We start from the raw sequence: 12689 nt of genomic DNA, 5'->3' as shown, positions 1-12689 counted from the left end.
CCGCTGGCGGTTCACAGGTCGGGGTGGCCGACCTCGGAGGCGTACGGCGACCAGGTGTCCGGGGGTGGCGCGGGGGTGCCGTCGACGACCTTCAGGACCAGGTCGTCGCCCGCGCTGAGGCCCTCGCCGGGCCGCAGGGTCACCGGTTCGTCGCCGCCGCGCCGCAGTTCGGCGTCCCCCTCGGGGGTGCGGCGCATCGCCCACTCGCCCTGCGCGGAGCGCCGTACGCGGGGGCTGTCGCCGTCGTCGACGATGTCGAAGCGGTACCAGCCCTCCCGGCCGCCGAGGACGGGGTGGCTCGCCAGTTCGCGGCCCCAGGGGTCCTCCAGGACGAGCGTCCCGCGCGGCCTGGCCGCCCGCCTGCGCCGGTACAGCTTCAGGGCGAGTACGGCGCCGGCCAGCAGGAGCACCAGGAGAACGCCCGCGACGATCCACGGGATGACGCTCAGTTTCTTCGTGACCGACACGGCGTCGAGGAGCTGGTCGTCGAGGACGGTGCCGGTGTCGTCGGTGACGACGATCTTGCCGCCGAGGGCGGTGGGGTCGGTGCCGACGGGGAAGCCGAGGCGGTCGCCGACGGCGAGTCTCACCGTGAAGCGGCGGGCCTCGGTGCCGGGTTCGACCGTGAGATGGCGGGGGGTCAGGGTCAGTCCGGTGGCCTTCGTGTCGGCGAACGCGAGGGTCAGGGTGTGGGGTTTCGTGTCCGTGTTGGAGACGGTGAGCTGCGCCTCGTGCGTGTCCCCCGGGTGCAGTTCGGCGCCGCCGAGGGCGAGGGCGGCCTCCAGGGCGCGGCCGGGGGTGAAGACGGCGGCGGGCTGGCTGCGGACGTCCGGCTGGAGGCCGATCGCCGAGACCTTCGACGTGAACATGAGGTCGCCGGACGCCTGGCGGGGCACGGTGACCGCGCCGGTGAACCTGCCCCTGCCGTCCCCGGCCAGCGCGAACGGCACCGGCTCGGCGATGCCCTCGCCGGTGAGGGTGCCGGTGACGGTGATGCCGCGCAGGTCGCGCGGGTCCGGGAGGGACTCCTCGCGGGTCAGGATCGGCACCCGCACCTCGACCTTCGCGCCGGGCGCGGGCGCGTACTCGCTGAGCGAGATCGTGGAGCGCACCGCACCGTGCCACAGGACGCTGACGGTGGCCGCCTTGTCGCGGTGCCCCTCGGGGGCGTCCAACTCGACCCGCCAACTCCCGGGCAGGGGGCGGGTGATGCGCAGCGACTCGGTGGCGGCGCCCTGTCCGGCGAACGCGTACGTCGAGTCGGCGTCCCGGGTGCCGGGTTCGATGCGCCGGCCCCGGGGGTCGTAGTAGGCGACGGTGACGGCCGGGTCGCCCTTCTCGACGACGATCGTGCCCTCCGTCGCCAGCGGCGAGATCCGTACGTCCAGGTCGCCCGGCGGGCGCTGCGAGCCGCTCTCGTCGCGGTAGTAGCAGCGGGCCGTCGCGAAGGCGTCCTGGAGGGCGCCGCTGATCTGCTGCGGGTCGTCGGCCATGTGGGGGCGGGGGCGGGCGTCCTTAAGGTTCGCGCAGCCCGCCTGGTAGCCGGCGGCTGCCATCTCCTTCAGCGCGCCCTCGTCGGCCTTGCCGAAGCCGAGCGGCCAGATCTGCACCTTCGCCGCGGCGGCCTCGGCGAACGCGTCCGCGAGGTCCTTCTCCGCCGCGTCCTTCGCCGTACGGGCGTCCAGGTTCCGGTACTTGAGGCTGTCCTTCACCTCCAGGACGCCGTCCGTCATCAGGAACAGCACGCGCGGGTCGGCGTCGGGCGCGGTGCGCAGGTCGGCGACCGCCTGCCGGATCACCTCGATGAAGTCCGTGCCCGCGCCCTCGGACTGCTCCCGGCGGCGCAGCTGCCGTGCGCAGTCGGCCGTCTTCTCGCGGGCCAGCGCGTCCAGGGCGCGGGCCGGGCACACCTTGTCGACGGCCGTCTGGCCCGGCTCCTCGGCGCTCGCGAAGCCCAGGACCTCCAGCGTGGAGCTGTTCGACGGCTCGCTGACGGCGATCGCGCCGACGGCCTCACGCTCGCGGTCGACGTCGGTGGGGGCGAGGCTGGCGGACTGGTCGACGGCCACCACGTAGTGGACGGGGCGGTCGGACGCCGGGGCGGGTGCGGCGGGTGCCGCTGCTGCTGCGGGTAGGGCGAGGGCGGCCGTGCTCACGGCCGTCACAGCGCACAGGACCCTGGAAATGGTCAATCTCGGTGCTCCCCTGAAATCGTGACGCAAACACCTCATGAGATGCCTCTCTCCCCAGGGGCATCTCCGTGTGAGCGTTCACGCTAATCCCGTACGACTGTCACCGTGTCTGATTTCCATAAGAGCGTGGCGAATTAGTTGCGGGAGGTTCGATTCGAAATCGATCAGCGATTGACCGTGTTCTTTTCGAGGTTTCCGGTGACTATTTCTGACCGGATCGGACGTCCAGGAGGGCGGCGAACCGGAATTCCTGTACACGCAGCGCCTCGGCGTCGCGGGGGCGGGCCGCCGCGAACGCGTCCATGCGGCGGCGCAGTTCGCGCCCGCGCGCCCGGGAGTCCGCGCACCACACCTGGAAGAAGGCGCCGGAGCGCAGGACGACGACCGAGCCGAGCGCCGGGAGGTCGCCGTGGCCGGCGTAGGTGTCCTCGTCGAGGTTCACCCGGCGCATGCCGCCGGGGGCGCGGTAGGGCTGGTGCGCGGCGAGGCCGCGGCGGCTCAGCCAGCGGCCCGCCTCCTCCTCGAACCGGCCGCGGGCGTCCCGGCCGGCCACCGCGAGGGCGCTGACACAGCCCGGCGCCCCGTCCAGGGCACGGCTCAGCACGGGGTCGGGCTCGCCGCGGTGGGGGCGGGTGCAGACCAGGTGGCGGCCGTCGGCGGTGCGCACCACGTGCGCGAGGAGGTACTCGACGTCCCAGGCCAGGGCCTTCGGGTCGGCGACGCCGGGTTCCGCGAGGGCTCCGGCGGCCTCGGGGCGGAAGGGGTCGGGGGCGAGGAGCGCGGGGGGCGAGGTCCAGGTGTCGAGGGGGGCCGGGCCCGCCGGTCCTCGTTCGGCGTAGCTCTCGGGTAGGGGGGTGCCGGTCCAGGCGTCGAAGTACACGATGCGGCGGTCGCCGAGCTTCACCGTGTACATCTCGCCCGCGTCCAGGGACTTCCGCCCGAGCGGGGTGAGCCTCAACTCGCCCTGTTCCTCGGCGAGATGGCCCACCGCCGTCAGGAAGGCGAGGGCCTGGCGGGTCAGCGCCGGGTCCAGGGCGAGGAACGCGGAGAGGCCGTCGGGGGTGGTCACCCCGGCCTCGGCGACGGCCCGGACCAGGTAGCGGTCGATGAGCTGGTAGGGCTCGGCGGTCGTCACCTTCGCCTCCACCTCCACCCGCCACACCGGCAGCAGGAGGTGGTGGGCCGTCTCGGGGGCGGCCCTCAGGTGGAAGGCCGCGTGCTCGACGGCGCGGGCGGGCGGGAAGCCGAGGGGGTTGTGGCGCTGGCGGGGGATCATGCGGTGCGGGCTCCGAGGCGTGCTTCGAGGTCGCGGGACGGCAGCAGTTCGCCGACTCTCGCCGTGTGGTCGCGCAGGGCGCGGGCAAGGTCCCGGAAGCCCTCGTCCGTGGCCCGGGTGAGGGTGTCGAAGTCCCCCACCAGGACCAGGCGGCGCCGGGCCCGGGTGAACGCGACGTTCGCCCGCCGCAGTTCGTCCAGGAAACCGACCGCGCCGGACGGGTTGGAGCGTGTGAAGCCGTACAGGACCACGTCCCGCTCGCCGCCCTGGAAGGAGTCGACGGTCGCGACGTCCCCCCGGCCGGGCGGCAGGTCCTTCAACAGGTTCCGGATCAGGGCGGCTTGGGCCCGGTACGGCACGATCACCGCCCACTCCTCGTCGTCTGCGGTGCAGCGGCGGGCCAGGGCGGCGAGGAGGTCGGCCTCGGCGCGGTTGACGCGGGAACGGGGGTCGCCGCCCTCGGCGCGGTCTCCCGGGGGGAGGTCGCAGGTGTCGACGAGGACGAGGGGGGTGCGGAAGAGGGGGAAGGGGGTGGCGGGGCGATGGGGAGTCCTATGGTCGTCCGGGGTGAGCAACTGGCCGTCATAGAAGGCCCGCGAGCAGAAGTCGGCGATCTCACGGGGCATGCGGCGCTGGGTGCGCAGCTGGGCGACGGCCGTGTACGGCAGGTGCTCCTGGAGGAGTTCGAGGATGCTGCGTACGGTCAACTCGGCGGCGTCGGCGCCGTGTTCGGCCTGCACGCGGGAGACCGTCTCGTCGTCGGCGTACGGCGGGAGCTGGCGGTGGTCGCCGACCAGGACCGCGCGGCGGGCGCGCACCAGCGGGACGAGCGCGTCGGCCGTGGTGATCTGGCCGGCCTCGTCGACGACCACGAGGTCGAACTCGACGCCGGTCAGCAGCGCGGGTCCGGCGCTGCCGGTGCTGGTGGCGCCCACGACATGGGCGTACCGGACGAGTTCGGCGTGCAGTTGGCCGTTCGCCGCGCGCACGTCGTCCCGCCACTCGGTGAGGACCGTACGGCGGGCCGCGAGGAGGGGGTGCGCGGTGCGGGCCCAGCGAGCGAACGCGTACAGGTCCCGCGGCGCGTCACCGACGGGCGCGAGCAGCGCGCGGCACGGGGCCTCGGCGTACTCGGCCTCCTTCCGCCACCGGGTCACCTCGCGCGCGGCCCGCTCGACGTCGGCGTGCCGCTCGTGCACGGCGGGGTGGTCGCGGGTCGCCTCGTCGAGGGCGTCCTCGGCGCTGCGGCGCTCCCGCGCGGCCTGCTCGATCGCCTCGTCGTACACGGCCAACGTCTTCTCGGCGCGGGCGAGTTGCCTGCCGCGCCACCAGCCCGGGCTCTGGTCGGTGAGGTTCGCGATCCGGTCCGCCGTACGGGTCCTGCGGTCCAGGGTGCGGCTGAGCCGTACGGCGATGCGGTCCAGTCTCATCTGCGCCGGGCCCGCGACGCCGCGGCGGGCCTCGTCCAGCGCCGCCCTCGCGTCCCGCTCCCGCCGCCGCGCCGTCTCCAGGGCGCCGACCGCCTCGTACAGGGCCTTCGGCCAGTGCTCGGCGCCGGGGCCGTCCGCCGTGTGCGCGGACAGGCGGGCGCCGACCCGGTCCAGGATGCCCTGGCGGAGGTCCGTCGCGCGGTGGTCGAGGAGGAGGTGGCGGGCGGTGGGGTCGACGCGGTGCTCGGGGCCTACGCGGAGGGTGACGAGGTCGGCGGGGAGGCGGGTGAGGACGTTGTCGACGGCGGTGTTGCTGTGGGCGGTGAGGAGGACTCGGTGGCCGGATCGGGCTGATGCGCGGGCGAGTTCGGTGATGACGGTGGTCTTGCCGGTGCCGGGTGGGCCGATGATCGCGGCCAGGTCGGGGGTGGTGAGGGCGGTTCGGAGGGCGGCTTGTTGCCAGGGGTCGAGGGCGGGGGGCTCGGTGTTCAGGTGGCGAGGGGGCGTGCCGTCGGTCCTCGAAGTGGCGTGCGGGGTACGGGGGTTGCGTGGGCCCCTGAGGATTCTGCGGGGCTCCTCGGTGGGGGCCGGGCGGGGGGCGCGAGTGCCCGCGAGGATCGGCAGGAGGTGGGGGTTTCTGGTGTGGCCGTCCCGCAGAGCGATCAGCGCGTCGGTGCGGCGGGCGTGGACCGTGGTGTTCTCGACGCGCTCCAACTCACCCTGTTTCGGGAGGTGTTGCCAGTCGACCGGCCGGTCGAGGGCCAGGGTGAGGCGGGCGCCTCGCTGGTCGACGGCCAACACCTGGCCGCGCAGGGCGGGTTCGCCGCCGATCCTCAAGACCTCGTCCTCGGCGGGGAAGCGGCGGCCGTGCAGGACGAACGTGTACGTCGCCCGGTGGGCCGTCGGGAGGACGTCCCGGTACGTGAACGGCCTTGCCGCCGCCGCGCGTTCGCGTTGCAGCTCGTGTTCCGTGTCCACGGCCTTCGTGAGGAGGCCGAGGTGGCGGGCCTCGCGTTCGTCGGGGGCGCGGTGGCCCTTCGTCGCGGCCTCCTTGCGCAGGAGGTCCCACTCGGCGGTGAGGCGGTCCCAGTGGGTCTCCGCGTGGCCGGGGGGCGTGTCGCGGACCAGCCACGCGGTGGGGCGCAGCAGGAGGCAGCCCCGGGCCAGGCGGTGGTGGTCGTCGAAGCGGAGGGGGGTGACCGTGCGGACCTGGTAGCCGCCGGCGTCGGGCGCCGGCACGAGGAGGGCGAGCCAGCCCCTGCCGTACAGGGCGAGGGCCTGTTGCCGTCTGCCGGGTGGGGGGAAGGTGGCGGGGGTGGTGTCCCTCGCGATGAGGTCGGCTTCCAACTCCTCGATGCTGCTGGGGAGATGGGGGTGGTCTCGGCGGAGGCGGGTGAGGATGCCGTGGAGGGAGTGGGCGGGGGTGAGGACCAGGGGGGTGGGGAGGTCCAGGGTGCGGGTCAGCATGGGGTGGGGTTCTCGGTCGTAGGGGTGGTGCGGTGGCGGAGGCGTCCGCCGGGGGGCATTCCCGCGGGGCGGGCGAAGGGGTTCTCCACGTCCTCGGAAGCGGCTCGGCGGAGGTGGACGGCCAGTTCGGGGGCGGTGGGCCGGGCGGCGGGGTCGGGGGCGAGGGCGGCGCGCAGGAGTTCGTCCAGGAAGGGCGAAGTGGTGGGGAGGTAGGCGCAGACAGGAAGGACGAAGGGGCGGGCCGGGGGTGTGCCGGTGAGCAGGCGGTAGGTGAGGGAGGCGAGTTGGTACACGTCAGTGGGTGGGCCGATGCGGAAGGAATGAAAGGCGGCGAACTCCTGCTCGGGAGCCCGGTAGCCCGCGTGTCCCTCGCCGGGGCGCGGAAGCCGGAAGGCCGAGCCGAGGTCCCGCAGGCTCGGCCGCTCGACGGACCGCAGGATCACGGCCTCCGGAGCCAGGCCGCGGTGGGCCAAACCCTCCTCATGGAGGGCGGCGAGCGCCTCGGCCAGGCGTGCGCACCCCCGCAGAATCCTGTGGCGCGCGACGCCGAGCTGCGGTTCCGTACCGAACGCCTTCGCGACGGTCGGCAACGGCCTCTCCGTCCAGGGGCCGGTCCTCGGCCAGGGCAGGGCGAGCAGGGCAGAGATTCCCTGGACCTCGTACACCCCCGGTTCCGGCAGTGCCTCGCCCGGCCTTCGTGCGAGGAACTCGTGCTCCGACCGCAGCGCCTCCCGGCCCTCCCCCGGTCCGTCGACCCGTCTGAGCCACACATACCGTGACTTCGGCCCGAGCCGCAGCGCTCGTCCCCAGAACTCTCCGTCCTGCTCCCCGAGTTGCTCCCCCTCCAGCAGGTACTCCACCTTCCCGAACCGCACCGAGGACCCCGCCTGCCAGCCGCGCGGCACCTCCATGGGTCTGCTGACCACCTCCGGCACGCAGACCTCCTCCTCGTCGCACTCCAGCTCCCGGATCACCGCCATCGCGAACGCCGCCGCGCTCCTGGACCCCGACTCCGTCGCCTCGCGCGTCCGGTCTGCGATCCCCCGCACCGTCACCGCGGGCCACCCGTGGTGCATGTGCGCGGCCTGCGACAGCCCCGCGCTCTCCATCTCGACGGCCACGGCGTCCTCGTAGTGCCGGCGCAACTGCCTGAGGTACGCGGTGTTCTCCCCCTCGTGAACAACCTCCCCGGCGGCGACCGGCTTGAAGTGGACGGCGGGGGCGCCGGGCTCGCGGCGCCAGCGGCGGTGCGCGGCGGCGGCCGTCTGCCGTACCTCGTGGGAGAGTTGCCAGGTCTCGGGCCGGGCGTGGAAGCCGCTGTCGGTGGCTTTCCCGCCGTGCACCCCGTACACCTTGGTGGCTACGACGACGTCCCCGGGCGCCACACTGTCCATCAGCCCCCTGGCGGTCCCCACGAACATCACCAGCCGGGGCGCGAACCGCCGTACGGCGTGGGTCGCGACCACCGCCGCTCCCCCGTTCCCGGTGCCGATCTCCGCGAGGGCGACCCGCCAGGGTGTCCCGTCGATCCAGCCGAGCCGGTACACGGTGCCGATGTCGTCGCGGGCGGCGCTTTCCCGGTCGCCCGCCAACAGCCTTTCCACCGCGTCGAATTCGATGTCCGACGCGGTGAGAACGACGACCGTGGGGCCGCCGTTCTCCTTTTCCCGCGTATCGCGCACGCGTACTTCCCCTCGCCCTGACCGGTTGACGGCACGGCCACTTTAGCGACGGGAATACGGGGACCAGGGAGGAATACGGCAATCCCCGGGGCGCACCGGAATTCGCACAACCGAGCCGTTCTCGAACTCAGCCGGCCTTCAGACCAGCACCCGCAGCTCCGGAAGTCTCGGCGCGGTCCCCGGAATGACGTCGCGTTTGAGGCTCTCCGGCCCGTCTGCCAGACGGAGTTGGGGGAAGCGTTCGAGCAGCACCCCGAGCGCGACCTCGCAGTGCACCCGGGAGAGCCCGGCGCCGACGCAGTAGTGGATGCCCTGCCCGAACCCGAGGTGCTCCTCGGCTCCGGCGCGGGTGATGTCGAGCCGGTCGCCGTCGGGGTAGCGCCGGGAGTCGCGGTTGGCGGAGACCAGCACGAACTGCACGCAGTCCCCCTTGCGGATCCGGACTCCGTGCAGGTCGACGTCCTCGGCGGCGAGCCGCATCCGGACGACGATGTCGGGCCCGCACCAGCGCACGAACTCCTCGACCGCGCGCGGCATGAGCGTCAGGTCGTCCCGCAGGAGCCGGAGTTGGCCGGGGTGGGTGAGGAGTGCGGCGAGGCTGTTGATGAGGAGCTGGGCGGTGTTGTCGTAGCCGGCCATGACGACGTTCATGACCATCGCGACGGCTTCGACCTCGTCCAGCCCGGTGGCGAGGCCGCCGAGGAGGTCGTCGGTGGGGGCCTGACGGCGTTCGTCGAGCAGCCGGGTGATCGTCTCGATCAGCGGCGGCGAGGACGCGCCCAGCCGTTCGGGGTCCATGGAGAGGATGTCGTCGCCCCAGCGCCGGAAGACGGCCCGGTCGGCCTCGGGCACGCCGACGAGTTCACAGACGGCGGTGACGGCGGACGGGAAGGCGAGCCCTTCCACCAACTCCAGTGTCCCGTCGGCGGAGTTGGCGAGGGCCTCGGTGAGGAGGTCGTGCGTGATCTCGGCGATGCGGGGGCGCAGCGCCTGCATGCGGCGGGCGGCGAAGGTGCGGGCGACGGCGCCGCGCAGCCGCGTATGGGCGGGCGGGTCGGCGTCGAGCGCGGAGACGAGGAAGTACTTCCGCATCTCCTCGGGCAGGTTGAGCATGTCGACCAGGACGCGGCGCGGGTCCTCGCCGGTGTGTCCGTCGACCTTCTCGGGGGTGTGGACGAAGCGGGTGTGGGCGCGCAGCCCGTCGCGGACGTCGTCGTAGCGGGTGACGAGCCACACGGGCTGCGTCTCGGTCAACCAGCCGCGTACGACGGGGCCTTGCTCGCGGATCGCGCCGAAGCCGGCGGCGGGGTCGGCGAGGAAGGCGGGGTCGAGGAGGAGGAGTTCGTCCGGGGGTCGGTGGGCGGGAGCGGTGGGGGCGTCCGTCAGGTCGGTCAAGTCGTGCTCCAGAGCGGGGAGTTCAGTGCAGGCGGCCGGCGATGTCCTGGACGAGTTCCGCCTCGTGGGGGACGAGGAAGAAGTGGTCGCCGGGGAAGGTGCGCAAGTCGAAGTCGGCGGTGGTGAGTTCGGACCAGGCGTGGACGTCGGCGAGGGGGCAGTGGGCGTCGTCCAGGCCGGTGTAGGCGGTCACGGGGGTGCGCAGGGGGATCGCCCGGGGCGGGCGGTACGTCTCGATGAGGCGGTAGTCGGCGCGCAGGGCGGGCAGGAGGAGTTCGCGCAGTTCCGGGATGTCGTACACCTCGGCCTGGAAGTCGCCGAGTCCGCGCACGGTCGCGATGAGGCCGGCCTCGTCGTCCGGGTCCACTCCGGCGGGGCGGGCGCGGTGCGGGGCGGCCCGGCCGGAGGCGTACAGCCGCTCGGGGCGCACGCCGCGCCGCTCCAGCCGCAGGGCGACCTCGTAGGCGATGGCCGAGCCCATGCTGTGGCCGAACAGCGAGACGGGGAGGTCCAGCTGGCTGTCCAGGGCCTCGGTGACGGCGTCCGCCATCGCGGTCATGTCCGCGATGCAGGGTTCCATGAGCCGGTCCTGTCGGCCGGGGTAGCGGACTGCCATGACCTCGACGTCGTCCGGGAGACGGGCGCTCCAGCCGTGGAAGAGCTGGACGGTGCCGCCCGCGTGGGGGAAGCAGATCAGGCGCCGGCGGGGCGGGCGTGCGGGGCGGTGGACACGGAACCAGCGGTCGGCGCTGTGCGGTGGGGACGGGGCCGGGTGCCGCGCCGGGGCGAGGTGGGGCATGGGGGTGCGGTGCCTAACTGCTAGCGGAACATGCTGAACTGACGGGACGTCAGGAGGGAGAGGAAGTAGGGGAGTTTGTCGACGGCCCGCTTGGGGACCTGTACGGACTGCACGGTGTCGTGGGTGCGGTCGGTGACGACGAGGGTGAAGACGCCGTCCTGTTCGACGAGTTCGGCGGAGTAGACGAGGGTCTGGGTCGGGGTGTGGGTCTGGGTCTGCATGGTGCGCTCCTTTCAGCGGGCCGTACCGGCTCAGGGGGCCGTCTCGGTGAGCCAGGCGTCCCACGCCGCGTCGTCGGCGTCCGGTACCGGCGTGAACAGGTGGTGGCCGACCCACAGCGGCCAGTTCCAGCGGGCCCCGTTGTAGAAGCGGTACAGCCCGTCGGGGCCACGCAGCCCGAGGAAGTCCCCGTCGCGGTAGTCGACTTGGGCCTCGACCGGGCCGCCGGGCAACAGGGCCTCGACGGCGTCCCCCACTCCGGCCTCCGGGGGAACTCCGAGCCTCTCCCGTACGGCGTCGAAGGCGTTCGCGTCACGCGGAGGCGCGGGGCGCGACGCCTTGACGTACACGGCGGGGCGGCCGTCGAAGTGACGCAGGTATTCGGCGAGGCTGTGCTGGTAGAAGTCGACGTGCCGTTCGGCCGCGTCGGCGCGGGTGTCCCAGCCGTCGTCGGGGGTGCCGGTGTGCACCCAGTGGATGCCCATCCGCAGCAGGGCACCGTCCTCGTGCGGCTCGATCCGGTAGCTGAGGGTGTTGGTGAAGCCGTCCAAGTCCGGTGTGCGGCAGGCGAATTCGCGGGGCGGGTCCCAGGCGACGACGGTGGAGGAGCCGCGCGAGACCGCGCCGCCGAGGCGGGGTTCGACGTCCATGGGGTAGAGCCAGCCGACGTTGCCCTCCGTGGTGGCGACGGCATGGAAGACGCGGTCCGGCGTGACGGGCAGGACCTGTTCGCGGTTGACCTTCAACTCGCGGGTCACGGTGCGTTCCTGAGTCTCTGTCACCTGGCTGTTCGCTTTCTGGGGGCGTGGGTGACGGGCAGTGCGGTGAGGCGGCGTTGCAGCGGGTTGGGGCGCCAGTCCAGTTCGTCCGGGTCGGCCGCGAGGCGCAGCCCGGGGCAGCGGGCGAGGAGCGTGGAGACGGCGATCTCGGTCTCCAGGCGGGCCAGCGGGGCGCCCAGGCAGAAGTGCGGTCCCTGGCCGAAACCGAGGTGCCGGGGGTGGGCGCGGGTGAGGTCGAGGCGGTCGGGGTCGGCGTACCGCTCGGGGTCTCGGCCTGCCGAGGCGAGCAGCAGGTAGACCAGGTCGCCGGGGGCCAACAGGTGGCCGGCGAGGTCGAGTTCCTCGGCGGCGACCCGCACGATGGCCTGGCTGGGGGTGTCGTACCGGACGAACTCCTCCACCGCCTGGCGGATCAAGTCCGGGTTGTTTCGCAGGTGTTCGAGCTGGTCGGGGTGGCGCAGGAGGGCGAGGAGGCCGTTGCCGATGAGGTTGGTGGTGGTCTCGTCGCCCGCCGTGATCAGCATGAAGCAGGTGGAGAGGACCTCGTGGTCGGTGAGCCGGTCGTCCTGCGCCTGTGCGGTGACCAGGGCGCTGATCAGGTCGTCGCCCGGGTCGGCGCGGCGCTCGCGGGCGAGGCGGGTGAGGTAGGTCTCGAAGGCGTCGACGACCTTCTCGGCCTTCTCGATGTCCTCGTGGATCCTGCCCAACCCCCGGAACCACTCCTTGACCTGGGCGCGGTCCGCCTCGGGGATGCCGAACAGCTCGCAGACCACGGCGTGCGGGAGGGGAGAGGCGGCGGTGGCGAGCGCGTCGAACGTCGGGCCGTCCGCCTCGTCGATCAGCCGGTCCACGACCCCCTGGATCCTGGGCCGCAGCTCGGCCACCCGCCGTGCGGTGAACGCCTTGTTGACGAGTTTCCGCAGCCGCGCGTGGTCCGGCGGGTCGGTGTTGCTCATGACACGTCCGAGCCGCGCGACGAGCCGGCTCAGCTCCCGCATCCGCCCGTCCTGGGCGACGAGCGCGCCGGTCATCCGGTCCTTGTCGTTCGACAACCGCAGGTCGCCCAGGGCCTGTTCGACGTCGTCGTACCGGAAGACGTACCAAATGCCCTGCGCCGTGCGGTGGATGGGGTCACCGGCCCGCATCCGGGCGTAGAAGGGGTACGGGTCGCGGCGGAAGGCGTCGCCCGCCATCGCCGCCTGGTAGTCGAGGGTGTCGGTGGGGGGTGCCGTCATGGTCAGGCGTCCATCGCTTCCACGAGGCTCTTGGGCCGCATGTCCGTCCAGTGCCGCTCGACGTGGTCCAGGCACGCCTGGCGGGTGTCCTCGGGGTGGGCGACGGTCCAGCCAGCGGGGACCTCGGCGAACGCGGGCCACAGCGAGTGCTGGCCCTCGTCGTTGGTGAGCACCAGGTAGCGGGCGTCGTCGTCCTCGAAGGGGTTGGTCGACAT

At 73.1% G+C, this 12689-nt stretch carries 10 protein-coding genes; all 10 read right to left on the bottom strand.

The annotated features are described in order from the left end of the window. Positions 1-11 precede the first annotated feature (11 nt). The 10 genes from ACLZOT_RS24730 to ACLZOT_RS24685 all read right to left on the bottom strand — a co-directional run bounded on the left by ACLZOT_RS24730 (position 12) and on the right by ACLZOT_RS24685 (position 12689). Positions 12-2192, bottom strand: a complete 2181-nt coding sequence (locus ACLZOT_RS24730) for a VWA domain-containing protein (protein ID WP_416971241.1) — start codon at positions 2190-2192, stop codon at positions 12-14. A gap of 202 nt (positions 2193-2394) precedes the next feature. Further along, positions 2395-3468 carry a hypothetical protein gene (locus tag ACLZOT_RS24725; protein WP_416971240.1) on the bottom strand — a complete coding sequence of 358 codons (1074 nt, stop codon included), beginning with the start codon at positions 3466-3468 and terminating at the stop codon, positions 2395-2397. Further along, positions 3465-6365, bottom strand: coding sequence for an AAA domain-containing protein (locus ACLZOT_RS24720; protein ID WP_416971239.1), 2901 nt, complete (start codon positions 6363-6365; stop codon positions 3465-3467). Before ACLZOT_RS24720 ends, ACLZOT_RS24725 begins: the two co-directional genes overlap by 4 nt. After that, positions 6359-8047, bottom strand: coding sequence for a hypothetical protein (locus ACLZOT_RS24715; protein WP_416971238.1), 1689 nt, complete (start codon positions 8045-8047; stop codon positions 6359-6361). The genes ACLZOT_RS24720 and ACLZOT_RS24715 overlap by 7 nt, the downstream gene beginning before the upstream one ends. A gap of 138 nt (positions 8048-8185) precedes the next feature. Then, on the bottom strand, positions 8186-9442 hold the full coding sequence (locus ACLZOT_RS24710; protein WP_416971237.1) for a cytochrome P450: 1257 nt from the start codon (positions 9440-9442) through the stop codon (positions 8186-8188). 22 nt (positions 9443-9464) lie between these two features. Further along, entirely contained in the window at positions 9465-10241 is a 777-nt protein-coding gene (locus tag ACLZOT_RS24705) for a thioesterase II family protein (RefSeq protein WP_416971236.1), read from the bottom strand. A gap of 20 nt (positions 10242-10261) precedes the next feature. Next, positions 10262-10462 (bottom strand): hypothetical protein, encoded by a 201-nt coding sequence (locus ACLZOT_RS24700; protein WP_416971235.1) that lies wholly within the window; start codon positions 10460-10462, stop codon positions 10262-10264. 30 nt (positions 10463-10492) lie between these two features. Next, positions 10493-11218 carry an SRPBCC family protein gene (locus tag ACLZOT_RS24695; RefSeq protein WP_416971234.1) on the bottom strand — a complete coding sequence of 242 codons (726 nt, stop codon included), beginning with the start codon at positions 11216-11218 and terminating at the stop codon, positions 10493-10495. Between the two features lie 20 nt (positions 11219-11238). Further along, a complete protein-coding gene (locus ACLZOT_RS24690) occupies positions 11239-12474 on the bottom strand; it encodes a cytochrome P450 family protein (RefSeq protein ID WP_416971233.1) in 1236 nt (411 codons plus the stop codon). A gap of 2 nt (positions 12475-12476) precedes the next feature. Then, positions 12477-12689 (bottom strand): MbtH family protein, encoded by a 213-nt coding sequence (locus tag ACLZOT_RS24685; RefSeq protein ID WP_416971232.1) that lies wholly within the window; start codon positions 12687-12689, stop codon positions 12477-12479.

The sequence above is a fragment of the Streptomyces sp. 4F14 genome, from assembly GCF_048159485.1.
Lineage (GTDB): Bacteria > Actinomycetota > Actinomycetes > Streptomycetales > Streptomycetaceae > Streptomyces.
Note: the sequence above shows the minus strand (reverse complement) of the source record. Positions and strands in the feature narration are given on the sequence as shown.